Annotated in this window: 25 protein-coding genes; 16 read left to right on the plus strand and 9 right to left on the minus strand. The window is 57.4% G+C overall.

The features are described 5' to 3' along the window. Window positions 1-37: 37 nt before the first annotated feature. The gene (gene feoB / locus ACTQ3R_RS09045; protein WP_441778802.1) at window positions 38-2,038 is read right to left on the minus strand and encodes a ferrous iron transporter B; all 2,001 of its coding nucleotides are present in this window, start codon (window positions 2,036-2,038) and stop codon (window positions 38-40) included. A 110-nt stretch (window positions 2,039-2,148) separates the two neighbouring features. Further along, window positions 2,149-2,361, minus strand: coding sequence for a FeoA family protein (locus ACTQ3R_RS09050; RefSeq protein ID WP_441778803.1), 213 nt, complete (start codon window positions 2,359-2,361; stop codon window positions 2,149-2,151). Between the two features lie 240 nt (window positions 2,362-2,601). On the opposite strand from ACTQ3R_RS09050, the gene ACTQ3R_RS09055 reads away from it, so the two are divergent. Continuing rightward, window positions 2,602-2,976: a metal-dependent transcriptional regulator gene (locus ACTQ3R_RS09055; protein ID WP_441778804.1), complete on the plus strand. Its 375-nt coding sequence runs from the start codon at window positions 2,602-2,604 to the stop codon at window positions 2,974-2,976. 35 nt (window positions 2,977-3,011) lie between these two features. On the opposite strand, the gene ACTQ3R_RS09060 is transcribed toward ACTQ3R_RS09055, so the two are convergent. Together ACTQ3R_RS09060 and ACTQ3R_RS09065 are read right to left on the minus strand one after the other, a co-directional pair. Continuing rightward, the gene (locus ACTQ3R_RS09060) at window positions 3,012-3,578 is read right to left on the minus strand and encodes a DUF3793 family protein (protein WP_441778805.1); all 567 of its coding nucleotides are present in this window, start codon (window positions 3,576-3,578) and stop codon (window positions 3,012-3,014) included. Between the two features lie 123 nt (window positions 3,579-3,701). Further along, entirely contained in the window at window positions 3,702-4,133 is a 432-nt protein-coding gene (locus ACTQ3R_RS09065) for a flavodoxin (protein ID WP_441778806.1), read from the minus strand. A 326-nt stretch (window positions 4,134-4,459) separates the two neighbouring features. On the opposite strand from ACTQ3R_RS09065, the gene ACTQ3R_RS09070 reads away from it, so the two are divergent. Continuing rightward, on the plus strand, window positions 4,460-4,654 hold the full coding sequence (locus tag ACTQ3R_RS09070; RefSeq protein WP_441778807.1) for an alpha/beta-type small acid-soluble spore protein: 195 nt from the start codon (window positions 4,460-4,462) through the stop codon (window positions 4,652-4,654). A 151-nt stretch (window positions 4,655-4,805) separates the two neighbouring features. On the opposite strand, the gene ACTQ3R_RS09075 is transcribed toward ACTQ3R_RS09070, so the two are convergent. Together ACTQ3R_RS09075 and ACTQ3R_RS09080 are read right to left on the minus strand one after the other, a co-directional pair. Then, a complete protein-coding gene (locus ACTQ3R_RS09075) occupies window positions 4,806-5,795 on the minus strand; it encodes an NAD(P)-dependent oxidoreductase (protein ID WP_441778808.1) in 990 nt (329 codons plus the stop codon). Between the two features lie 20 nt (window positions 5,796-5,815). After that, the gene (locus ACTQ3R_RS09080) at window positions 5,816-8,653 is read right to left on the minus strand and encodes a phosphodiester glycosidase family protein (protein WP_441778809.1); all 2,838 of its coding nucleotides are present in this window, start codon (window positions 8,651-8,653) and stop codon (window positions 5,816-5,818) included. Window positions 8,654-8,808: 155 nt separating this feature from the next. On the opposite strand from ACTQ3R_RS09080, the gene murJ reads away from it, so the two are divergent. From murJ to ACTQ3R_RS09130, 10 genes are all read left to right on the plus strand, one after another. Then, window positions 8,809-10,416 (plus strand): murein biosynthesis integral membrane protein MurJ, encoded by a 1,608-nt coding sequence (gene murJ / locus ACTQ3R_RS09085; RefSeq protein WP_441778810.1) that lies wholly within the window; start codon window positions 8,809-8,811, stop codon window positions 10,414-10,416. Between the two features lie 3 nt (window positions 10,417-10,419). Next, window positions 10,420-11,880 (plus strand): O-antigen ligase family protein, encoded by a 1,461-nt coding sequence (locus tag ACTQ3R_RS09090; RefSeq protein WP_441778811.1) that lies wholly within the window; start codon window positions 10,420-10,422, stop codon window positions 11,878-11,880. Beyond that, window positions 11,877-13,007, plus strand: a complete 1,131-nt coding sequence (locus tag ACTQ3R_RS09095) for a glycosyltransferase family 4 protein (protein ID WP_441778812.1) — start codon at window positions 11,877-11,879, stop codon at window positions 13,005-13,007. Before ACTQ3R_RS09090 ends, ACTQ3R_RS09095 begins: the two co-directional genes overlap by 4 nt. Further along, window positions 12,997-13,503 (plus strand): DUF4330 family protein, encoded by a 507-nt coding sequence (locus ACTQ3R_RS09100; RefSeq protein WP_441778813.1) that lies wholly within the window; start codon window positions 12,997-12,999, stop codon window positions 13,501-13,503. Before ACTQ3R_RS09095 ends, ACTQ3R_RS09100 begins: the two co-directional genes overlap by 11 nt. Beyond that, entirely contained in the window at window positions 13,500-13,994 is a 495-nt protein-coding gene (locus ACTQ3R_RS09105; RefSeq protein WP_441778814.1) for a DUF4330 domain-containing protein, read from the plus strand. Before ACTQ3R_RS09100 ends, ACTQ3R_RS09105 begins: the two co-directional genes overlap by 4 nt. 27 nt (window positions 13,995-14,021) lie before the next feature. Continuing rightward, the gene (gene csaB, locus ACTQ3R_RS09110; protein WP_441778815.1) at window positions 14,022-16,232 is read left to right on the plus strand and encodes a polysaccharide pyruvyl transferase CsaB; all 2,211 of its coding nucleotides are present in this window, start codon (window positions 14,022-14,024) and stop codon (window positions 16,230-16,232) included. Between the two features lie 101 nt (window positions 16,233-16,333). Further along, complete coding sequence (locus ACTQ3R_RS09115) at window positions 16,334-17,278, plus strand: metal ABC transporter substrate-binding protein (protein ID WP_441778816.1); 945 nt, start codon at window positions 16,334-16,336, stop codon at window positions 17,276-17,278. Next, entirely contained in the window at window positions 17,275-18,078 is an 804-nt protein-coding gene (locus ACTQ3R_RS09120; protein WP_441778817.1) for a metal ABC transporter ATP-binding protein, read from the plus strand. The genes ACTQ3R_RS09115 and ACTQ3R_RS09120 overlap by 4 nt, the downstream gene beginning before the upstream one ends. Next, on the plus strand, window positions 18,078-18,920 hold the full coding sequence (locus ACTQ3R_RS09125; RefSeq protein ID WP_441778818.1) for a metal ABC transporter permease: 843 nt from the start codon (window positions 18,078-18,080) through the stop codon (window positions 18,918-18,920). Before ACTQ3R_RS09120 ends, ACTQ3R_RS09125 begins: the two co-directional genes overlap by 1 nt. 19 nt (window positions 18,921-18,939) lie before the next feature. After that, window positions 18,940-19,566, plus strand: a complete 627-nt coding sequence (locus ACTQ3R_RS09130) for a class I SAM-dependent methyltransferase (RefSeq protein WP_441778819.1) — start codon at window positions 18,940-18,942, stop codon at window positions 19,564-19,566. A 69-nt stretch (window positions 19,567-19,635) separates the two neighbouring features. Here the strand turns inward: ACTQ3R_RS09130 and ACTQ3R_RS09135 are convergent, their stop codons facing one another. Further along, the gene (locus ACTQ3R_RS09135; RefSeq protein WP_441778820.1) at window positions 19,636-20,049 is read right to left on the minus strand and encodes a hypothetical protein; all 414 of its coding nucleotides are present in this window, start codon (window positions 20,047-20,049) and stop codon (window positions 19,636-19,638) included. Between the two features lie 224 nt (window positions 20,050-20,273). Between ACTQ3R_RS09135 and ACTQ3R_RS09140 the strand changes: the two genes are divergently transcribed. The 4 genes from ACTQ3R_RS09140 (at window position 20,274) to ACTQ3R_RS09155 (ending at window position 23,860) form a co-directional block, all read left to right on the plus strand. Then, on the plus strand, window positions 20,274-20,723 hold the full coding sequence (locus ACTQ3R_RS09140) for a DUF1934 domain-containing protein (protein WP_441778821.1): 450 nt from the start codon (window positions 20,274-20,276) through the stop codon (window positions 20,721-20,723). 364 nt (window positions 20,724-21,087) lie between these two features. Then, window positions 21,088-22,836: an arginine--tRNA ligase gene (gene argS / locus ACTQ3R_RS09145; RefSeq protein WP_441778822.1), complete on the plus strand. Its 1,749-nt coding sequence runs from the start codon at window positions 21,088-21,090 to the stop codon at window positions 22,834-22,836. Window positions 22,837-22,922: 86 nt separating this feature from the next. Next, window positions 22,923-23,243: a hypothetical protein gene (locus tag ACTQ3R_RS09150; protein ID WP_441778823.1), complete on the plus strand. Its 321-nt coding sequence runs from the start codon at window positions 22,923-22,925 to the stop codon at window positions 23,241-23,243. Between the two features lie 2 nt (window positions 23,244-23,245). After that, window positions 23,246-23,860 carry an NUDIX hydrolase gene (locus tag ACTQ3R_RS09155; protein WP_441778824.1) on the plus strand — a complete coding sequence of 205 codons (615 nt, stop codon included), beginning with the start codon at window positions 23,246-23,248 and terminating at the stop codon, window positions 23,858-23,860. A 35-nt stretch (window positions 23,861-23,895) separates the two neighbouring features. Here the strand turns inward: ACTQ3R_RS09155 and ACTQ3R_RS09160 are convergent, their stop codons facing one another. Further along, window positions 23,896-24,018 (minus strand): hypothetical protein, encoded by a 123-nt coding sequence (locus ACTQ3R_RS09160; protein WP_441778825.1) that lies wholly within the window; start codon window positions 24,016-24,018, stop codon window positions 23,896-23,898. Window positions 24,019-24,084: 66 nt separating this feature from the next. Next, window positions 24,085-24,237, minus strand: a complete 153-nt coding sequence (locus ACTQ3R_RS09165) for a hypothetical protein (RefSeq protein ID WP_441778826.1) — start codon at window positions 24,235-24,237, stop codon at window positions 24,085-24,087.

Genomic DNA, 24,237 nt, shown 5'->3' on the forward strand with positions numbered 1-24,237 from the left:
AAAACAGTCAAAACAATAATATCCGAGAATGTCATGATCATTTCACTCCGCTCAATGCGTATTCACGCTTCAAATCTTTTTCGGATCGCATGCACAGATGAACCAGAATCGCCGCAAAGATAAGCACTGCAGCCAGACCGGGAACAAAGCCTGCCCCCAGAGAACCGGTGGTGACCAGAGTGCCGATCTGGTAAACCAGATAGCCCACGGTGTAGCCGGTGCCCAGCTGCAAACCGATGCCGGCCCAGAGCCATTTGGCGCTTTTCATCTCAGAATTCATAGCGCCGATTGCAGCAAAACAGGGAGGGGTGTAAAGATTGAACATGAGGTAGGCCAGGGCAGCCACCTTAGTGATGGCAATGATTCCTGCCACTTCTGTGCCGGAACCCTCAATCATAGCCAATTCGTCCGTGTCGATAAAGTTTTCCAGTCCCACAAAGCACACAGCAAGGGTGCCGACCACGTTCTCCTTGGCAATAAAGCCGGTGATAGCGGCGGCGGCCAGCTGCCAGCTGAGTACGCCCACGATGGGCACCAGCAGATAAGCGAAGGGCCCGGCAATGGAGGCCAGGATGGAGCTGTCGGCAGTCTCGGCCACCTGGAAGCGCCAGTTGAAGGTCTGCATGATCTGCACGGCGGTGTTGCACAGCAGGATAATGGTGGCAGCCTTCACGATGTAGGCCCAGCCTCTGGCACACATGGCCTTCAGGGCGAAGAACAGAGAGGGAACCTTATATTCGGGCAGCTCGATGATGAAGAAGGACTTGCGGTTTTTATAACCGGCGATCTTGTTGACCAATAGGGCCCCCAGGAAAATGAGGACGATGCCGGTGAAGTACATCACAAAGCTTACCCAGCCCCCATTGTCAAAGAATGCGCCCGCAAACAGGGCGATGACAGGAATTTTGGCGCCGCAGGGCATAAAGGGGGTGAGCATGGCGGTGGCCCGGCGCTCCCGCTCATTGCGGATGGTACGGCTGGCCATAACGCCGGGGATGGCGCAGCCGGTGCCGATCACAAAGGGGATGACCGATTTGCCGGACAGACCCACCTTTTTAAAAATAGGGTCCAGCACCACGGCGACACGGGACATGTAGCCGCAGTCCTCCAGCAGGGCGATGAGGAAGTACATGACCATGACCAGGGGCAGGAAGCCCACCACAGCGCCCACACCTCCGATGATGCCGTCCACCAGCAGGGCGGACAGCAGAGGGTTGGCATCCCCCAGCATTTCGCCTACCTGCCCCTGGAACCCCTCAATCCAGGCCACCAGGGTGTCAGCGATCAGAGGGCCGACCCATACCTGAGAGATCTGGAAAACCAGGTACATGACAGCTGCGAAAATGGGGATACCCAAAAGCTTGTTGGTGAGGACGGCGTCAAGGGCGTCGTCAGAGTTCCTCTCTCGGGTGAGTACTTTTCGGTGTTCCACCTGGGAGACCAGCTTGTTGACAAAATCAAAGCGCTGGCGGTCGGCAGTTTCCACAGCTTTCTTGTCGGTGAGGTCAATTTCCCTCTGGATATAAGGGGCCCGCTGTCCCCTGCCTCGCAGGGAGACAGCCGCCTCCACCACAGGCTTGAGTCCCTCGGCGGTGGTGGAAACCGTCTCGATCACCGGACAGCCCAGCTTTTCGGACAGAGCGGAAACGTCGATGGTAGTCTCTTTTTTTGCGTTGATATCGCTTTTGTTCAGCGCCACCACCACAGGAATGCCCAGTTCCAGCAGCTGAGTGGTGAAAAAGAGGCTGCGGCTGAGGTTGGTGGCATCTACAATGCTAATGATAACATCGGGGTGTTCATGCCTTACATAAGAACTGGTGATGCTCTCCTCAGAGGTGAAGGGGGACATGGAGTAAGCTCCGGGCAGATCGACTGCCACCAGATCTTCACTGCCATTGTAATAGTTCTTTTTGATCAGGTGCTCTTTCTTTTCCACCGTAACACCGGCCCAGTTTCCCACCTTTTCATTGCGCCCGGTGAGGGCGTTATACATGGTTGTTTTGCCGGAGTTGGGGTTGCCGGTCAGGGCAATTCGCATAAAAAGTTCCTCCTTTTCAGCAGCACGCTCACAATGTAATATTACAACACACTTTGGTTATTCTAGACTAACCGAGGCGCGCAGTAAAACAAAATAACAACAAAAGAAGCTCAGATTCGGATCGCTTCTGCAAGCTGACGGTCGATGTTGTACCGGCCATCTTTGATGGAGACGACGCAGCCGCCTTTTAAGTGGGAAATAACGGTAATGGGTTCGCCGGTGTAGCAGCCCAGAGAGAACAAAAAGGCGTTGAGTTCCTCGTCGTCTGTATCGATTTGTTGTACCGTATATTCCGTTCCTTCCAAAGCATTCAGCAAAGTCATATCATTCACCTGTCCGTAATTCAAGGTTGAAAGTCAGCCCCGGCGCTCGAGGTTAGCAAAGACTAACTTAAAAGAAAAAAGAAAACGGGGTGTCCCGTGGAAGTTAGATAGAACTAACTCTATGTGTGCTCAGTTTAGCACCCAGGACAGAAGATGTCAAGGCCTGCAATGGATTTTCTTGATTTTTTCCTTTGTTTGTGATAATCTTGTACAAATCACACGGATAAAGGGGCAGTGTTGATGAATATTCACGAGTCCGCCGAAGATTATTTGGAGGCAATTTTAGTTCTGAAAGAGCGCCAGGGAATGGTTCGTTCCATTGATGTGGTGCATCATCTGGACTATTCAAAGCCCAGTGTCAGCGTAGCCATGAAACGGCTGCGGGAAAACGGATATATTGAAATGGACGCAGAGGGATATATTACGCTGCTTCCCCCCGGAGAAGAAATTGCCCGGCGGATCTATACCCGTCACAAGCTGCTGACCCAGTTTTTGATCCAGCTTGGCGTGAGCGAGGAGGTAGCTGCGGCGGATGCCTGTAAGATCGAACATGATCTCAGCGATGAGTCTTTTGAAAAGATCACTGCCCACGCCCTTGGAAAAAAAGAGCCATAAGAAGAGAAATCCCTGGGGATTCCCCAGGGATTTCTTTATGCCGGGACGGCCAGAGCTTCGATGGGGGTTCCCTGCTCATACAGCTGCACATAGGTGTCGATACAAGTACGGTAACAGGCAAAGCACCGTTTCATGGCATCTGGATTTCCGTAGGATTTCCAAAGACCGCAGCAGGTAAAATTTTGGCCGCGATGTTCCATAAAACCGATGACGTCCCGGAGAGGATAGCCCAAAAAGATACCGATCTCGTGGGGAAATTCTTCCTGAGAACGCAGGCGCTGGGCCAACTGTTCCAGAAGACGATCCGCGTGCCCCCATTGGTAGCCGATGTGTTCTAAAAAGTGCTTCGTTTCGTTCTGAGAGAGAAGTTCGCTCAGCTGGGCGGGGCGGCAGACGTAAACCAATGCGGAATTGGAATGCTCACGCTCCAACATTACCTGCACGCAGAGCCCCAGAGGACGAAGCCGCGTGTCCCATTGAGCAGCCTGCTTCCGAATATAGGAAAGGTCTGCGTGGGAAATACAGAACAGGCTTCCAGGCTTCATTCCGGCAAGGGTGAGGGCACATTGCCTGACCAAAGTGGCTTCGAAGGATTGTACCATGAGGGAACTCCTTTCCTGTGCGAACAGCGTGTAATAGGGGTCCCCCCACACGGCAGCCGTGTGGGGGGAGGGGAAGTAGGGAAGTAGGGAAGTTGGAACAAAAGGGAGGAGGATGTTGGGGATTTACCAAGAGGCCAGCGCCCGGCCAAGTGCCCGGCAGGCCTCCTGCGCGTCGCTGTCAGGGGCTTCGTGGACCATCAGTCCCTGCCCGTCATAGACAGCCGCGTTGGCATCCATGCATCGGGCACACCAATCACGCATCCATTGACCATCCCCCCAGCCATAAGAGCCGAACAGGGCGATTTTCTTACCGCTGAGAGAGTGCTCAAGTCCTGCAAACATGGGTTCGAATTCCATTTCCTCCAGGACCTCAGCTCCCATGGCGGGACAGCCAAAGGCGATGACATTGAATTCGGACAACCGGGCTGCCGAAAAGTCCGATGGGCCCATCTGCTGTACCTGGGCGCCTGCCTCTACAGCACCCTGGGCGATGCAGTTGGCCATAGCTTCCGTGTTGCCGGTGCCGCTCCAATAGACAATTGCCAGTTGATTCATGGTTCGTATGTGCTCCTTTCAAGCAAGTGATGCCAGCTCAACAAGTGAGCGGATTATAGTTAGCATAGACTAACTAGTGGGGAGAAACAAGCGGGCTGCCCGCCCGTTCCCGCAGTTAGCTATAACTAACCTTGAACCAAATATAACATGCATGGATTGTAATGTCAACCCCCATTTTGAAAATTTGGGTGGATCGTTGCGATGGATATGAGACCTGACAAAAATAGGAAAGAAACACCGCGTATATCTTGTACAGCTGGGGCAAAGATAGTGGTGGATGTTCCATCCGACTTCAAACAAAGTAATCAAAAAAGGAGAGACACATTATGTCCAGCAATAAGAAGACTATGGTTCCCAATGCTCGTGAGGCTATGAACAAGTTCAAGATGGAGGCTGCCAACGAGGTGGGCGTCAACCTGAAGCAGGGCTACAACGGCGACCTGACCAGCAAGCAGGCCGGTTCTGTGGGCGGCCAGATGGTCAAGAAGATGATCGAGTCCTACGAGAACGGCATGAAGTAAGGTTGTCCCAAAGGACGATCATTAGCCATCTGTTCTAATTGGCAAAAAAGGGCCGGACACCCAGTCCGCTCAGGGAATATTGTCAGTGGGAAGCCGGGGATTCCGGCATCTGTGACAATTTTCTCTGGCGGGGCGGCGTCCGGCCCGCTTTTTATAAGCCGTTGACAATAAAATTGGGGCGCTGACCCTCTAAAATCAGGCGTACGGAGTTCCACATATTCTGGTGGGCCCGTGCAAAGGAACCGCCGGTGTTGCCGCCCAAATGGGGACTGTAGACGGCGCGGTCAGCTATCTCAGCAGGGAGCGCTACCAGCGGATGGTCTGCCGGGGTGGGTTCGGGATAAAAGGTATCCATGGCAATGCTCCCTAACCGGCCATCCAACAGGGCCTGGCGTACCGCCTGGTTGTCAATCAGTTCTCCTCGGGCAGTATTGACCAGAATGGCGCCGGGACGAATTTTTTCCAAAAGAGCGGCATTGATCATGTGGCGGGTCTGGTCATTTACCGCACAGTGGAGGGAAAGAATGGAGCAACGTGCGGCCAGCTCCTCCAGGGGCAGGTAGGTTACACCAAACTCTGCCTCTACCTCCTGGGGACGGCGGTGTGCGGTGTAATAGAAGAGCTGGCAGCCGAAGGGGCGCAGCAGCCGGGCGGTGGCCTGGCCAATGTCGCCAAAGCCAATAAGGCCAATCGTCTGTTCGCCCAGCTCCGGGGCCTTGGAGACCATCACGGCCTCCTTCATTTCAATTTGCCTGCCCTGGAGCACAGCCTGATGGCCGGTGATCCCATGGCGCAGGGCCATAAGCATGAGCATCACTGTGTGCTCAGCTACAGAGGCAGCATTGCAGCCCTTGTTGTGGCATACAAAGATGCCCCGCTGCCGGGCAGCCTCCAGGTCAATGCAGTGGAAGGCCACGCCCTCGGAATGGATCATCTTCAGCTGGGGCAGCAGGTCCATCAGATCTGGACCCACTGGAGTAATGGCATCTGCCAAGAGACATTGGGTGTCGGGATTATGTTTGGCAGCCTCCAGTGCGTTGGCATACTGCTCCAAAAAAGCCAATTCCAAAGGAAGCTTGGAAAGAAAATCAGGGGCATAGGCATCGTATCGGGACTTAGGGCCCAGGATCAGAACCTTCAATTCAATCATCTCCCACAAAATTAAGGTGTTACAGTCAGGTAACTGCCAGATACATATCCGGTGACGGCCTGGCCCTGGCTATCCGCAAATACTACCCGGTACCAGCCGTTTTCTTCTCCGAGTACCACTACGGTATTGCCGTCTTTCAGACTGGCGATAATGGAGTTGGAGGTGGAAGGACCGGAACGGACGTTGAGCCCAAGCTCGGCATCCGTGACCACACCCAGACGCTGGGCGGGGGTGCAGACCACAAAGCAGTTAGCGCTCAGCCCCTGCCAGCTGGCGGTGATGGTGACCACCTGGTCGGAGGAGCCGGTGTGTACGTTGGTGACCACTCCGGAAGAGGAGACAACAGCCACTGTGGGATCGCTGCTGGTCCAGGTGATGACCGCGTTTTCATAGGCGGGGGTGAGGGATGCGGTAAGGGTTGTGCTGTCCCCAGCGGCAAGGATCATCTGGCTTACATCCAGACTCAGGGTGTACTGATTGGGGTCCACCGAGGGGTCTACGGGGGTGAAGGTGATGGCCTTGTACAAAATGGCGGCCATCTCCGCACGGGTCAGGTTCCCCTGAGGATCAATGCCGTCGCCCTTGCCGCTGACCAATCCCTGGGAGACCAGCGTGGCGGTGTGCACCTTGGCATAGTCGGCGATTTGATCCCGGTCGCTGAACTGGTCCAGCACAGACAAATCTCCATCGGGACAGTTCTTGCCCATCAGCGGCAGGGCCTGACGCAGGATGGTAAAGGCCTGTTCCCGTGTGACGGGGGCGGTGGGGGAATATGCTCCGTCACCGGTACCGGTGGCAAGGCCGGCCTCCTGGGCCCAGGAGAGGGCGGTATAGTAGTAGTCGCTCTCGGAAACGTCAGTAAAGTTGGCCTTGTGGGTGGTGGCGGGCTTGCCAAGAGCATTGTAGAGCATGAGCATAAAGTCGCCCCGGCGGATCTGGTTGTCCCGGCCGAACTCCGTGGGACTGATACCCGTGACAATGTTATGGGCGTAACAGTATTCCACGGCGGTGTAAGCCCAGTGGTCGGGGGTCACATCGTTGTGCACATAGGCAGGGGAGACGGTGATGGTCTGGCTTTTGCCTCCGGCAGAAATGGTAATAGAACCGCTGGTGGGGGCGGAGGAGGCGGTGAACAGGCCGTGCTCATCTACACTGCCGATGTCACCGCTTACCGTGCAGGTGACGGCTTCCCAGCTCCGCAGGGCGGTGCGGCCCCAGTAGCTGCCCGTGACCGAGAGTTGAATTTGCTCTCCAGGGTCCACGGTCAGGCTGGTAAGGGCCTGGGAAGAGCCTTTTTGGGATACGGTAAAGGAGGTGAGGGAATCCACCACATGAATTTGAGCCGTGCCCTCTAACTCCCGGTCGTGGGTACGAATCCGGATGGTGTCGGTACCCGCCCGGTTTCCGGCGGTGTAGACGCCATCTTCAATGGTGCCCAGGTCCTCCAGACTGGTGAAGGTCAGCTCATCCAGGTCGGCATCCACCAGGTTTAGGCCGTTGTCCAGGGCTACCACAGCGGGCAGGGTGAGAGAAGTACCCGTGAGTACGGTTGCCCCTTCCGAGGTAAGGGCCAGCCGGTCTGCCTCTTCATCTCCCGTTTCATCGGTGACCAGGAGCAGATAGGTGGCGCAGCCACGGGGGCTGCCGCCTGAAGGAACGCTCTGCAGGCTGGAGCCGCTCTGGCCCGGCAGCCACACGGACATGGCAGTGGAACCACCGCCGTCTACATTGACCGCCCAGACGCAGCCCTGTTTCAGCAGCTCATCGGCCAGGTCTGCTTCGCTCAGACCGATGGAATAGCCCGACTGCCGGCCATCCACAGCGTAGACCAGCAGGGTGCCGTCCTCCTTCATGCCGATGGCGGAGCGAGGCTGTCGCCCGTCGTTTTTATAGGTCCAGCTGGAGCTGTCGGTGATGGCGCCGTCCTTAATCAGAATGTCGCCTACGCCGCCGGCCCACTGAGCCTGAGACAAGGTTTCGTCCTCGCATACGGTTTCCAGAGTAATGCGGTCTCCCACCTGGAAGGAGGAGTAGACAAAGCTGTAGCCGGATGCATCGGCGGCGGTAAGGACATATTCGTCCTCTCCTACGTCCAGTGCCCCTTCTCCTTGAACCAGTTCGGTGACCACCAGCTCCAGCTTAGAGTTGACGGTGAGCTCCTGGGAGTGGGAACGATCTTCGTCCTCATCGGGGTTGAGCCAGGGGAAGGGAGGCGTTGTTTCCTCAGACACCAGCTTCATGCGCACAAACCAGCCGTTGCCGGAGCTGCGGGTGGTGGCGGAGAAGTCGCGGTTGATGAGATACATTCCACCGGTGGAGGAACGCAGCTTATTAAAATAATGTGGGGTCACGGTATTTCCGGTGGTCTGGTTGGTGAGGGTCAGAGATACCTGGGGGTGGCCCATAATAGAGACCTCACCATCGGTGATCACCATGGCATTTTCCTCTTTGCCGCTGGACTTATACACGCCGTCCTCAATGACGATCCCCATGGGAACGCCGGAGGACATAGAGAAAAAGTCGGTGTTCATGGCGCCCACTACATGGTAGCCGGCCGCCTGGGCGTTGGAAACTGCCTTGTTGATAGAGGCTGTGCCGTACACAGTGCCGGAACCCTGAAGCAAAATGGGGTAGACATCGCTGTCCTCCTCCAGCTCCAGGGAAAAGCTCTCCACCCGGCTGTCCTTGTTGACAGTGACGGTATTTCGATAGGTGAGACCATCCAAAATATCAATGGAGGTCTGAAGCTTTTGCTCCCCGGCGGCAGCAAAGGCCGTGGGGACGGCCAGCAGAACAGCCAGAGTAAAGGCTGCCAGCCGGCGGGGAATGGTATGTAGCGTAGTTTTCATGGGAACTCCTTTGCAATATGTAAACCAATGACATCCTTCACATTGTATCAGAATCCGGATAGGGTTGCAATGGCAAAACGAAGAAAACAGGGCGGAAAGAAGTTTATAAAACCTTAAAGATTGAACAGTTGAAAAAGAAGAGCCCATGGTGTACAATGAGACGATATTATGGGATTCTATGGATAAAGGGGGGAGTTACCCTGGAAAAGCAGCAGGGCAGCGCAGCCAAGACCATCAGTCTTGTGATGGTGATGACCCTGGTGGGCAAGGTGCTGGGGCTGTACCGGGACCGGCTTTTGGCGGTTCATTACAGCGTAGGTCCCCAGGCCAGTGCCTTTTTTACCGCCAGCCGGATTCCACGGGTTTTCTTTGACGCGGTGTTTGCCTCGGCCATTGCCGCGTGTTTTATCCCCGTATTCAGTGAGTATTTGGAGAAAAAAGGTAAGGAGGAGGCCTACCGCTTTGCCGGGCAGTTTATTACCGTGATGGCCCTGCTCACAGGCGGCGTGACCGTGCTGGGAATGCTGTTTCCACAGCCGATGGTGACCCTCTTTGCCGACTATGCCGACCCGGATACGGTGTCCCTGGCCGTCTCCCTGACGCGGGTGATGTTTCCCACGGTGGTGTTCTCCGGCATTGCTTTTTCCCTGGTGGGAGTGCTGCAGGCGCTGGATCATTTTACCGCCCCGGCGCTCATGTCGGCGGTATCCAATCTGGTGATCATCCTTTACTTCTTCGGAATGAACGAGAAGTTTGGGATCTATGGCTTGGCTGTGGCCTATTTGTTGGGGTGGTTCCTTCAGGGAGCCATTCAAGTGCCGCCTTTGGGGCGGCTGGGCTACCGGTATCGGCCGGGAATTTCCTTCCGGTCCGAGGGAATGAAAAAGGTGTTCGCCCTCATGGGTCCTGTGATGGTGTCCACCTGGATCCAGCCCATTACCCAGGCCATCAGCTCCCGCTTTGGCTCTCAGCTCTATGAGGGGGGCGGGGTGGCGGCTTTGGAGTATGCCTCCAACCTCTATCTGGTGATTGCAGGCACCTTTATTTTGTCGGTGACCAATGTGATTTTCCCAAAGCTCTCCCGGCTTACAGCGGGAGGAAAAGAGGGGGAGTTTCAGGACACCATACGCCAGACCACACACACCAGTCTTTTCTTTGTCCTGCCCATGTCGGTGGGGCTCATGGTAGTGACCCGGCCCCTGGTCTCCCTGATTTATGGAGGCGGCGAGTTTGACGCCTTCTCCGTGGACATCACTGCCACGGGCCTTACCTGGATGTCCCTTGGTATGGCGGGCTATGCCCTGCAAAATGTACTCAGCCGGGCCTACTTTGCCCGGCAGAATGGAAAAGGACCTCTGGTAGCCGGTGTGATCTCCATTGTGGTGAACATCCTGCTGTGCCTGGTGCTCACCGACCACTTCCAGGTGGCGGGATTGGGCGCGGCGACCGCGGTGACCTCTACGGTCTATGCTCTGCTGCTGCTTGTCCCCATGGAACGCCAGGGCAAGGGAGTACTCAGCCGGGAGATGGTCCGGGACCTTATGAAAATGGTCCTGTGTGCCGCAGCCATGGGCCTGTGTGCCTTGGGGGTGCTCCGTGGAACCCAGGCGGTGCTGCCTGCCAATAAAATCGGAGAGACGGTGTCTCTGGGCCTGTGTGCCCTGTCTGGAGCGGGGGTTTATTTCCTGTCGGCCCTGGCTCTGGGACTGGGAGAGGCAAAGCTGTCTGTCTCCTTGATCAAACAAATGCTGAAGCGAGGTTAAGCCATGCAACAAGTGAAGCAAGTGTTGGACGCCAGCGTCCTTTGGCGTGCCCTCATGGCCCTGTGTGCCTGGGTCGGGGTACAGTGGGAGCGCAGCGGCATCATCCAGTGGTTCCTCCACCCAAAGGGCTGGTCCCCGCGGGCGTCAGAGAACAGCATCTTTTTTAAGATTTGGTCCCTCATCCGAGGTGCCCTGTGCCGGCTTTATGAGATTTTGCACCTGGATGTGCTGTTTCAAGGAAGCGTGTTTACCAAAACCTGGCTGTGGTGTGCCCTGCCGGTGGTGTTGGCCCCGGCGATGGCCGTGTCCAGCCCCTCCATTGCGGTGCTGCTGCTGTGCGCCGTGGGATACGCCTCTCTATTGTTAAACCTGGTGCGGGACCGGAAACGGAAGCTGGCCTGGTCCCCCATTAACCGGTATATCATCCTGTATGCCGCTGTGTACATGGCGGGGACCTTGTTCTCCGTCAACCTCCAGGGGAGCCTGAAGCCCGGCCTTTTGTCTGTGGCCTTCATCCTCTTCGCGGTAGTACTCTATAACGCCGTGGAGAGCCGCCGCCAGCTGGATACCCTCATTGCTCTGATGGTATTGGCGGGGGCTTTGGTGTCCTTCTACGGGATCCTGCAATATATTTTCCGCTGGGGCTATCAGTCCGCTGCCTGGGTGGACAGCGATATGTTCTCCGGCATTGAGTTCCGGGTGCCTTCCACCCTGGAGAACCCCAACATGCTGGGACAGTACTTGATTTTGGCCATCCCCATGGGAGGAGCGAAGCTCCTCTCCGCCAAAGACTGGCTGCGGCGGGCCTTCTACTTCGTCTGCTGCGGGCTCATGTGCATCTGTATGCTGCTTACCTTCTCACGGGGAGCTTGGCTGGGGCTGCTGTTTGCGGGGATGATCTTTGTACTGATGATCAATCCCAAGCTCATTCTCCTGGCTCCGGTGGCTCTGGTGGCCCTTTACTTTGTGCTGCCTGACACCGTCATTAACCGCTTTACCAGCATCGGCAATCTCAGCGACAACTCCACCTCCTACCGGGTCTATATCTGGATCGGGGTGCTGTCTATGCTGAAGGACTACTGGATGTGCGGCATCGGACCTGGAGATGCGGCCTTCAACATGGTCTATCCGGCCTACAGCTATAACCAGATCGTGGCCCCCCATTCCCACAACCTGTTTTTGCAGATCGTGTGCGATGCGGGCATTGTGGCCCTTATCGTGTTCCTGATTTTGCTGTTTGTCTATTTCCGCATGATGTGCTCGGCCATTGGCAAGGAAAAAGACTGGACAAACCGGATTTTGCAGATTGCCTTTACCTCCGGCGTGTGCGGCTTTATGGTCCAGGCCATGACCGATTATTCCTTCTATAATTACCGGGTGATGTTCTTCTTCTGGGCTTATCTGGCCTTGGGAGCCCTGTGTGCCCGGCGGGGTAAGCTGCCGGAAAAGGGGGCGCGGGCATGAAGCGGATCTTGAACATCATCAGCGACACCAACATTGGCGGAGCCGGCCGGGTCATTTTGAACTACCTCAATTACACCGACCGCAGCCAGTTTGAAACCCTGGTGGCCGTCCCCCGAGGGAGCCTTTTGAAGGAGCCTCTGGAGAAGGCGGGGGCCAAGGTCTATGAGGTGGACGGCATGGCCGACCGCTCCTATCACAAGGACGATGTGAAGCTTCTCAAGACGCTCATCCGGGAACTGAAGCCCGACCTGGTCCACACCCATGGGGCGTTGTCCGGGCGAATTGCGGCCAAGCGGTGCCATGTGCCGGTGGTGTACAGCCGCCACTCCGCCTTCCCCGTGCCCGCCAAGCTGCGGTATCCGCCGGGCCGGTGGGTGAACAAGCTGGTCAATGAGCACTACGCCGACCGGATCATCGCCGTCAGCCCCGCTACACGGGACAACCTCACCGATGGGGGCATCTCACCGAAAAAGATCACTGTGGTGATGAACGGTGTGGCTCCGGTGGAGCGCACCGCTCCGGAAGACCGGGCAGCCCTGAGAAAAGAGCTGGGGATTGCCGAAGATGTGGTAGTCTTTGGAATCCTGGCCCGCATCGAGGACTACAAGGGACATCTCTATCTGGTAGAGGCGGCCCGGCTGCTGAAAGAGCGGGGGGTGACCGGTTTCCGGGTGCTCATCGCCGGGACCGGCGCCTTTGAGAGAGAAGTTGCCCAGGCCGTTGAGAAGGCCCAGGTGGGCGATGTGGTCCAAATGCTGGGCTTTCGCTCCGATGTGGCCCGGCTGCTGGGGGCGCTGGATGTGCAGCTCAACGCCTCCTATGGGACCGAGGCCACCTCTCTGGCCCTGCTGGAGGGCATGAGCTTGGGCCTGCCCACGGTAGCCAGCGATTACGGCGGAAACCCATGGGTCATCCGGGATGGGGAAGAGGGACTTCTGTTCCCCAGCCGGAACGCCGCTGCCTTAGCCGATGCCATGGAGCGCCTCATTCAGGATGAGGCGCTGCGCGCGGACATGGGCCGCCGGGCATTTGCACGGTTTGAACATGAGTTTACCGGAGAAGTCTTTGCCCGAAACACGGAGAAGATCTACCTGGATATTCTGAAAGGAGCAAATCATGGAACATAACACACCGAAATTCCGCCTGCGGCTGAATCTGTTTGACGGCATCGTCCTGGTTCTGGCCCTGGCAGTGGGAGGCCTGCTGCTGTGGATGTCCCTCAAACCCGCTGCCAGCGAACCGGGGACTGCCGCCACCGCATCCACGGTCCGCTATACTGTCCGCTTCCAGCGCTGGCCCGAGGGGACCAGCTCTATCATTGAGGCAGGAGACAAGATCGTAGATAACATTAAAAATTATGAGATGGGCACTGTGGTCTCCTATGAGACGGTTCCGGCCGTCAACCAGGTGCTGGACAGTGTGAATCATAAGTATGTCCAGGCGGAGATCGAAGGGTTTGAGGACATTCTGGTGACCATTGAGTCCCCCTGCACCGAGTCCAACCAGGGCTTCATTCTGGGCGGCGGTTACGAACTGCGGGTGGGAGTCACCACCTATATTAAGGGCGAGGGCTATATGGCCAGCGGCCCTGTGGTCAGTGTGGAACGGGAGGGTCAGGCATGAAAGTGATCGATCATAACGGCCGTCTGTTCGGCAAAATCAGCGTCATAGATGTGCTGGTGATCCTGGTGGTCATTGCCCTGGCCGGGGCTTTGTACGTTAAAAGCAGCCGTCCCCACACGGGGAGCAGCGTCACCACCCAGACCATTACCTATCAGGTGCTGGTAGAGGGTGCGCAGAGCTATCTGAAGGAAAACATCCACGTGGGAGATGAGGTGTACGACCTCAATTACTCCAGCGGCAGCAGCGCCCTGGGTGAAATCACTGCCATTGAGGAGCAGCCTGGCAGCAAGATGGCTACCTTCACCGACGGCACCATGGGACTGGCGGAGGTAGAGGATGGAGTCAACCTGCTGCTGACCATCAAGGGTGAGGGCCTGGTGAACGACAAGGGATACTCCATCAACCGGGTCTATGACCTGGGTGTCAATTCCGCCCGGACCTATTACACCAAATATGCGGAGTTTGATATCACCGTTACGAGCATTTTCTAAAGGGAGATTGAGGGGAGAACAGCGGGCATGAAAATTTTGATGGCCACTATGGGACTGGATATCGGCGGGGCGGAGACCCACATTGTGGAGCTGGCCAAGGAGCTTAAGCACCAGGGCCACGATGTGGCGATCATCTCCAACGGAGGTGTCTATGTGCCGGAAATCACCGCCGCCGGCATCCGCCACTACCAGGCCCCTCTGCATCTGCGCAGCTTTGGCCCTATGCGCCGGGCCAGGAAGATTCTTCGGGAGGTCATCCGCAAGGAGCACCCCGATGTGGTGCATGCCCACGCCCGAATCCCCGCCTTTTTGTGCGGGACCCTTCAGCGGCAGATGAAGTTCCCCTTCGTCACCACCGCCCACTGGGTCTTTGACACCAGCGGGGCTTTGCGCTACCTCACCGACTGGGGGCAGCGTACCGTGGCGGTTTCGGAGGATATCAAGGCCTACCTTATCCGGGAATATGGTCTTCCCGCCGAGCATATTACCGTCACCATCAACGGCATCGACACAGAGAAGTTCTCTCCCGCTGTGTCTGGCCAGCGGGTGATGGAGGAATTTGGCCTGAAGCCGGACCAACCCATCCTCTCCTATGTGAGCCGGATGGACGAGGACCGGGCTCTGGTGGCCCGGCAGCTCATTGAGATCGCCCCGGAGCTTGAAAAGGCGGTGCCCGGCATTCAACTGCTCATCGCCGGAGGCGGCAATGTGTTTGAGGAGCTGAAACAGAAGGCGGACCAGGTCAATCAGAAGATGGGGCGCCCCTGTATCACCATGGCCGGCCCCCGCACCGACATCAACGAGATTGTGGCTGCGGGAGACATCTTTGTGGGAGTGTCCCGTGCGGCTCTGGAGGCCATGGCCGCGGGCAAGCCGGTGATTGTGGCGGGCAACGAGGGCTATCAGGGCCTCTTCGGTCCGGATAAGCTCTCTGAGGCACAGGCGGGCAACTTCTGCTGCCGCGGCCTGCCCTTGTCCCAGCCCCAGCGCCTGCTGGAGGATGTGGCGGCTGCCTTTGCCCTCACCCCGGAGCAGCGGGAGCAGGCAGGGGCCTATGGCCGTCAGGTGATTTTTGATTACTATTCTGTGCGCCGGATGGCTCAGGACTGCCTGTCCGTCTACGATCAGGTGCGCCGGCGGAAATACCGGGTGGTCATGAGCGGCTACTATGGCTTTGAGAACGCCGGGGACGATGCCATTCTGGATTCCATCCAGCAGGCGGTGCGGGAGGCCAGTGACGACGTGGCCGTCACGGTACTTTCCAAAGATCCGGACCTGACGCAAAAGCAGTACGGACTGGAGGCAATTCCCCGCTTCCGGGTATTCAAAGTCTTTTCTGCCCTGCGGCGCAGCGACGCGCTGCTGTCCGGCGGCGGGAGCCTTCTGCAGGACACGACCTCTACCCGGTCGCTGCTCTATTACCTGTCTGTCATACGGTGTGCTCAGCTTTTGGGCAAACCGGTCATGCTCTATGCCAACGGCATTGGACCCGTGCGCAAGCGGGTGAACCGCCGTCGGGTGAAGCGGGTGGTAGAGCAGGCCGCTTTGGTGACCCTCCGGGACCACAAATCTCTGGAGGAGCTGCGGGAGATGGGGGTGGAGCGCTCTGATGTTGTGGTCACCGCTGACCCAGTGTTCCACCTGGCCGCCGCGGAGCCCGAGCGGTGCCGGGAGCTGCTGGCCTCCACGGGGGTGGATTTGGAGAAACCCTTTGTGGCCGTTTCGGTTCGGGACTGGCCCAACGCCGGGAGTTTTTATGAGGACCTGGCCCAGCTGTGTGACCATCTGCACCAGACCTATGGTCTGGAGGTGCTGTTCCTGCTCATGCAGCCCAGCCGGGACCGGGAGGCCACTGCACGGGTGCGGAGCCTGATGAAAGTACCCTCCCACCAGTTGGACGCCCCCTGCACGCCCAGGGAACTGATGGGGGTACTGGGCCTTGCCAAGCTGTGCCTGGCCATGCGCCTGCATACCCTGATTTTTGCTGCCAGAATGGCGGTTCCCTCTCTGGGACTGGTGTATGACCCGAAGGTGGAAAGCTACCTTCGGGAGCTGGACCTGCCCGCAGCGGGCCATGTGGAGCACTTTGACCTGGAGCAGGCCCGGAGCCGGGCAGATGAGATGATGGCCCACTACGACCAGGTGCTGGAGCGTCTGCGGGAGAAGTCCCGGCAGCTGGCCCAGGCTGCGCGGGAAAATGAGCGGCTTCTGCTGGAGATGCTGGACCAAAAATCATAAAAGTTTGCGCCCTGTCCCCTTGGACAGGGCGCTTTTCTTTACAAACTGGCAAAACTGCGCTATACTGTTTTCGCCTCAAATACAATTTTTAAAGGAGAACTATGAAAACGATACGTTCCATTTTCCTGGCTGCGCTTTTGCTGATCAGCGCAGGCTGTTCCGCCCCTCAGAGTGGGGAGGAAGAAAGCCGTTTGAACGTGGTAGCATCCACCTACCCGGTCTATCTCTTTGCCAACGCTCTGTGCGGCGGAGTAGAAGGGGTGACGGTGGAGCGACTTAACACCGGTGAGACCAGCTGCCTCCACGACTATACCCTCTCGGTGGACGACATGCGTATGTTGGAAAAAGCCGATGTGGTTGTCCTCAACGGCGCGGGGCTGGAGGATTTCCTCACTGACGCCCTGGCCACCAGTTCTGCCCAGGTCATCGACTGTTCGGAGGGTGTGGACCTGCTGGAAAACCTGGCCCACGACCATGAGGAGGGGGACGAGGAGGACCATGACCACGGCCACTATGACCCCCACTACTGGATGGACCCAAGAAATACGGCGCTGATGGTGTCGGGGATTTTAAATGGCCTGTGCGAGGCTGACCCCGATTATGCCGAAGCGTATCAAGCTAACGCGGAGCAGGCCACGGTCCTGCTGAACACCTGGCATCCGGAGCTTCAGAGTATGCTGCGGGACTCTGGAGTGGAGATCTCTGGCCTTATCACCTTCCACGACGGCTTCCAGTACTTTGCCAGGGCCTTTGATTTTCCCCTTCTGGCCGCCATTGAGGAGGAGGCGGGCAGCGAGGCCAGCGCCAAGGAGATTACCGAGATCACCGAGCTGGTGAAGGAGTATGAGCTCCCTATAATCTTTACCGAAGTGAATGGCTCGGATGCCACTGCCCAGGCCATCAGCCGGGAAACCGGCTGCGCCGTGGCCCAGCTCACTATGCTCATGGATGGCCCGGACGCTGAGCTGAGCAACTATTATGACGGGCTCAAAAATAACATCATGGCTGTTGTCAATGGCTTTGCCGGGAGAGAAGTGATCCAATGAGAAAAATGAAACACGGGAAGCTGGCTTCCGGCTGTGCCGATGCCTGCTGCCTGAAATTAGACGGCCTGTCCGTCAACCTGGAGGGGGACCAAATTTTAGAGGATGTGTCCTTTCACCTCCACTGTGGAGAGATCGCGGCTCTCATCGGCCCCAACGGGGCGGGCAAGTCCACCCTCTTCCGCAGCATTCTGGGGCAGACCTCCTATAAGGGGAACATTACCTTTTCTCCTGCCGGAGGTCCAGCCATCCGCCTGGCCGATGGCGCGGTGGTGGGGGGGAGCCGCCCCCTGGTGGGGTATGTGCCCCAGTCCCCCAGCTTTGACCGGGGGGACCCGGTGAGTGTACTGGACTTCTTTACCGCCGCCACCGCCAAGTGGCCGGTGTGGCTGCCGGTGCCCCAGAAGTACCGGGACCGGGCGGCGGACAGTCTGCGGCGGGTCCACGGGGAGGACCTGCTGGACCGGGCGATGGGCGCTTTGTCCGGGGGGCAGCTTCAGCGGGTGCTGCTGGCCCTGGCCCTGGAGCCGGTGCCCCATATCCTCATTTTGGACGAGCCATTGTCTGGAGTAGACATTGAGGGAGAGCATCAGCTGCTGGAGATGCTCGATGAGTTGCGCACCCAGTACGACCTGTCTATCTTCCTGTCCACCCACGACTTTGCCACTCTGGAATCTTTTGCCGACAAGGTGATCCTGCTCAACCGCAGAGTGCTCAAAGCCGGGCCCCCGGATGAGGTGCTGTCCTCCCCGGAGTTTTATGAGACCTTTCATCTGCGGATGGGGAGAGGAGGGGAGAAGTGATGGAGCTTTGGTACAGCCTTCTGTCCATCCTGCCCTTTGACTGGGCCCAGCCGGGGCAGATGTACTTTATGAAGCACGCCCTTCTGGCGGTGCTGGTGATCACGCCCTTATTCGGCATCCTCTCCACCATGGTGGTCCACAGCCGGATGTCCTTCTTTTCCGACGCTCTGGGGCACTCCGCCTTTACCGGCATGGCCATCGGGGCCCTGTGCGGCTTTAACCAGCCCACCTGGGCGGCGGTGATGTTTGCCATCGTCTTTGCCCTGCTCTTCAATCTGGTGCGCCGGCGCACTGCTTTGGCCAGCGACACGGTGATCGGGGTGTTCTCCTCCACCGCTGTGGCTCTGGGTATTTTCCTGTCCACCCTCAATGGGCGATCCTTTACCAAATTCAACAGCCTGCTCATCGGCGATGTGCTGTCGGTAGATCCCGCTATGATTGGCCTGCTGGCCCTTATTTTGCTTGTTGTGGTGATCCTGTGGGCGGTATCCTTCAACCAGCTTATGCTCTCCGCCGTTCACCCCGCCCTGGCGGACAGCCGTGGAATCAAGGTTTTTTGGCAGGAGACGGCCTTTTCCGTGGCCATTGCTGTGGTGGTGACCCTGTCCATGACATGGGTCGGTCTGTTGGTCATCAATTCCCTTCTAGTGCTCCCCGCTGCCGCGGCCCGGAACATTGCCCGGAATATGTGGCAGTACCACCTCTTTTCTCTGGTGGGGGCGGTGGCTGCCGGAATTGCTGGTTTGATGACCTCCTACTATATGGGGCCCTCTGCCGGTGCATCGATTACCTTGTATTTGGCAGTGTGGTTTGCGCTGACCTTTTTGCTTCGCAAGAAATAAGGGAAGAGGGGAGAATTTTATGGTCACGCCCAGAGAGTTTTGGAATATGCGCTCAGCCACCTACGACCAGGGGTCGGGGGAGGAGTACGCGGCTGCCTACGACAAGACGGTGGCCAACACCCTGAAGTATCTGAATGGGGAGTCTCGTGTGCTGGAGTTTGCCTGCGGCACGGGCATCACCACGGTGGCCATTGCCCCCCATGTGGCCTTCGTCCGGGCCATTGACATCTCTGACGAGATGGTGGGCAAGGCGCGGGAAAAAATCCAGACTCTGGGCCTTTCCAATGTGGAGCTGTCCCAGACCGACCTGTTTGACCCTTGCCTGGAAGAGGGGAGCTTTGACGCGGTGACCGCCTTCAATGTGCTGCTCTACGTAGAAAACCGGGAGGAGGTACTCGCCCGCATCCGGTCCCTGCTCAAGCCGGGTGGAATGTTCCTCTCTGCCACCGATTGCCTGGGGGAAGGAATCACGCGAGTGGGAATCCGGAAATTCTGGAAGAGCCACACTGGTTCCATGCCCTACGTGGCCTTTGACAGCCGGAAGAAGCTGGAGAAGGAGATTGCCCAGGCGGGCTTTACCGTACTGGAGCGGGAGAATCTGTTTCCGGCGCCCCCAAACCTTTTCGTGGCGGCAAAGAGACTCTGAGTTACATAGGAACAGAAAACGCCCCTCCGGCCGATAGCCGGAGGGGCGTTTTGATGGAACAGGAACATTTTAGGTGTCGATATCCACCAGGATGTTATCGGTGCCGTGCTGTTCAAACTCGGCAATATAGGCGTCGATGCGGCTGGTGAGTTCGGCGTAGTTGCTCTCGTCAATGGGGGCGTCGTCCATGTCACGGCGAGCCAGATCCTCAGCCAAAATGTCAAAGAAGACGTTGTTTTCATATTCGGCGATGGCTTCGTGAATACCGCCCTCCACAAAAGCGCGAGAGGGAACGATCTCTCCCTGATAGAGTTCAGCCAAACCGGGCATTCCCTCCAGGGCGGCCCGGCCGAAGATGAGGCTTTCCACCTCGTCATAATCAGAAAAACGCTGATCGCCACGGGTAGAGTTTAAAATCCAGTTTCCAATATATACTAAGTCCATCAGACGACGAAACTGCTTTTTGCTCAATTCCAGGTTCATGAAAAGCCCTCCTTCCCCGGAACAAAATCTTATGGTATTACATATTATAATCGGCCCAGGAAATTTGTCAAATGGAGAAAGCCGGCAATTCCCCTTGTTTTTTGCACAAAAATGGCATACAATGGACAAAAACTCCCATCCCTCTTTACAGACGGGGCGAAACTGTGTATAATACCTGCGTTCGCCCGCCATACGGGCAGTTTGACGGAAGTTTGGAGGCCCTTATGGAAAAAGATGTGGTGATCTCCATTAAGGGGATGCAGAAATACGACAACACAGACCCGGATGTGATCGAGCTGGTCACCCAGGGCCGCTTAACACGGGAGGGCGGGAGCTATACCCTGTCCTACCAGGAGAGCGAGCTTACCGGGCTGGAAGGCACCTTAACCACCATTCAGGTGGATGGGGAACAGGTTACCCTTATGCGAGTGGGGGAGTTTACCAGCCAGATGGTGTTCCAGGAGGGACGCCGGCATCTGTCCATGTATAATACACCTTATGGCGCCATGGCCATTGGGGTGAATACCCGTCACCTGCTGGCCGAACTCAACGACCAGGGGGGCGACATTGAAATTGATTATTCCATCGAAATTGACCACGCCCTGGCAGGAAGAAGCGTCTTTCAGATCAATATCAAGGAAGCGGAGCTGGGGCTGGGAAGCCTGAAGCAGTAGGCGGGGGCAATTTCGTCTCCGCAGGCCGGGCTTTGCCTGGCCGAGGACAAAAGAAAGGGTCCCCACGGCGGCAAGCCGCTGTGGGAGAATTGACCACGCCCTGGCAGGAAGAAGCGTCTTTCCGGTCAATATCAAGGAAGCGGAGCTGGGGCTGGGAAGCCTGAAGCAGTAGGCGGGGGCAATTTCGTCTCCGCAGGCCGGGCTTTGCCTGGCCGAGGACAAAAGAAAGGGACCCCACGGCGGCAAGCCGCTGTGGGAGAATTGACCACGCCCTGGCAGGAAGAAGCGTCTTTCCGGTCAATATCAAGGAAGCGGAGCTGGGGCTGGGAAGCCTGAAGCAATAACAGAGAAGAGAGGAAGAACTATGAGTAATATGATCCAGGCCGCCCGGCAGCAGGTGTCTGCGCTGACCCAGGCCGCCTATGAAAAGGCTGCTGGAGCGGGACTGTTGCCCGCCGGAGTAGAGGTCAAGGCCACTGTGGAGATCCCAAAGGATACCGCCCACGGAGACTATGCCTCCTCCTTTGCCATGGCTGGGGCGAAGGCCCTGCATATGGCCCCCCGCCAGATTGCCCAGATCATTGTGGACAACCTGGAGCTGGAGGGCAGCTTTTTCCAGAAGGTGGAGATCGCCGGCCCCGGCTTTTTGAACTTTACTCTGGGTCCCCGGTGGTACGGGGAGGTACTCTCCGCTGTGGAAACAGAGGGGGCAGCCTACGGCTCCGGCGATGAGGGCCACGGCAAGCGGGTCATGGTGGAGTTTGTTTCTGCCAACCCCACCGGCCCCATGCACATGGGCAACGCACGGGGCGGCGTGCTGGGCGATACCCTGGCTAACGTCCTGAAGCGGGATGGCTGGGATACCTGGAAGGAATTTTATGTCAACGACGCCGGCAACCAGATCCACAAGTTTGCCGTGTCCATCAATGCCCGGTATATGCAGCTCATTGTGGGGGAGGAGAACTTTCCCTTCCCCGAAGAGGGCTATCACGGCGACGATATCAAGGAGCTGGCCCAGGCCATCTACCAGATGCATGGGGATAGCTGGAAGGACCTTCCGGAAGAGGAGCGCCTGGAGCGGCTGGCGGAGTATGGCCTGTCTGTGAACATTCCCAAGATGAAGGAGGACCTTCTCAAATACGGCATTGTGTACGATCAGTGGTTCTTTGAGTCTACCCTCCATGACAGCGGCTATGTGGCTGAGACGGTTCAGATGCTGACGGACAAGGGCTGGACCTATGAGAAGGACGGGGCCCTGTGGCTCAATACCACAAAGCTCTTAAAGGAGAAATATCTCCGGGAGGGCAGAAGTCAGGAGCAGGTGGACAAGCTGGACCTGAAGGACGATGTGCTCCGCCGGGCCAACGGTTTCTATACCTATTTTGCTGCCGACATTGCCTACCACCGCAACAAGCTGGAGGTGCGCGGCTTTGATGTGGCCATCAACATCTGGGGTGCTGACCACCACGGCCATGTGGCCCGGCTTCAGGCCGCTCTGGATGGCCTGGGCCTGGACGGTTCTCACCGTCTGGTGGTGGTGCTCATGCAGCTGGTGAACCTGATGCAGGATGGCAAGCCTGTGCGTATGTCTAAGCGCTCGGGCAAGGCCATTGCCCTGCACGATCTGCTGGATGAGATCAGTGTGGATGCGGCCCGGTACTTCTTTAACTCCCGGACTTCCACCAGCCCTCTGGACTTTGACCTGGACCTGGCGGTGCGTCAGGACAGTGAGAACCCGGTGTACTATGTGCAGTACGCCCACGCCCGGATTTGCTCCCTCGTTGCCCGTCTGGAAGAGGAGGGGGAGAAGATCCCCGCGGCTGCAGAAGTGGACGCTGGTGTGATGACTGCTCCGGAGGAGCTGGCCCTCATCAAGACCCTGGCTCAGTTCCCTGAGGAGCTCCACCTGGCCGCACGGGACTATGACCCCAGCCGAATCAACCGCTATCTGGTGACTCTGGCGGGAGATTTCCACCGGTTCTATAACGCCTGCCGCATTAAGGGGGAGGAGCACGGTCTGCTCTCCGCCCGGCTGAAGCTGGCTGATACTGTCCGCGCCGTTCTGGCCAATGGCCTGGGGCTGCTGGGTGTGTCTGCACCGGAGAAGATGTAATATCCTTTTAAAAAAGTGGCACCGCCACGTTTCAACAAGCAGGGACACGCCTTAAGGCGTGTCCCTTTGCAAAAGGAGGGATTTCTGTGGCAAAGCAGGAGTGGCTGCCGAAGCAGCGGGATTGGGCCCAGCAGCACCGGAATGTGCTGGCCTATTTCCTGGGCGTGGTGGGAATTCTGGGCAGCCTTGTGGGGTTGTCCATGCTGCCGGAGATGGTCAGCGTCAACCCGGAGGCCGCCAACGCGGTGGCCCGGCCCCGAGCGCTGATGGTGGGCCTTCATTTTGGAATCATTGCCGTGTTTACCGCCCTGTTTTGGAGACGTCCCAGGGAGATCCTGTATCTGGCCGGAGCGGTGTTTGGTGTAGTTATGCTGTTTTTCATGCTCTACACCAATCTGGGGGTGTAGCGGTGGAGTTTGAAGTGATCCGGAAGAAATTCTCCTCCCGCACCCCTGGACTGATGGACTGCCGAAGATTTTTTGCGGTTCTGGTTCCTGTGGTGCAGAGAGCGGACGGAATCTACCTTCTCTATGAGGTACGTGCCCGGACTATGCATACCCAGCCCGGAGAGGTGTGCTTTCCGGGAGGGAAAATGGAGCCAGGGGAAACTCCAGAGCAGTGTGCCCTGCGGGAGACCTGGGAGGAGCTGGGTATTCCAGAAGAAAAGATTCAGATTCTGGGAAGGCTGGACTTCATTGCCCACCAGGCCAACTTTCTCATGCAGCCGGTTTTGGCTGCAGTGAAGGAGGAGGCGCTGGATTCCATGCGCTTAAGTCCCAATGAGGTAGATGAGACCTTTCTGGTGCCGCTGTCCTATTTGATGGAGACAGAGCCGAGGGAGTATGAGTATCCCCTGGTCCCCAGTCCCGGAGAGGATTTCCCTTATGAATTGGTGGGGATTTCACGGGATTATTCCTGGCGGATCGGACGGGAGAATTTCCCGGTCTATCTCTGGGAGGGACACCCGATTTGGGGCCTTACCGCCCGGATCACCCGGCACCTGGTGCGTGTGCTCAAAGCGTAAAAAAGCTGTCGTCCGAACAGGACGACAGCTTTTTCTTATTTTTCTGCCTCTGCCTTTTCTTTCAGAACCTTGATGGCATAATCCACGGCGGGAATGGCTTTGGCGGTGCAGTATTGCTTTAAAAGCTCCAGCTCCCGGATGGCCTCTTTGGCTGTCATATGTCCCACACTCCTTTCCAACATATCCGTATTTTAGCACAGAGATTGGAAAAAGTAAACGGGCAATCACCGCTGCCCCCGCAGGGCGAAGAGGCCGGCCAACACCAGCAGGGCCAGAATCAGAATCCGTTCCGCCGCTGTGGCGACCCAGACAAAGTGGACCAGGGACAGGGTGATGGATAACGCGCAGCCGCACCACAGCAGAAGGACGGCCCGCAT

Source organism: Lawsonibacter sp. LCP25S3_E2 (assembly GCF_052117285.1).
Taxonomy (GTDB): domain Bacteria; phylum Bacillota; class Clostridia; order Oscillospirales; family Oscillospiraceae; genus Lawsonibacter.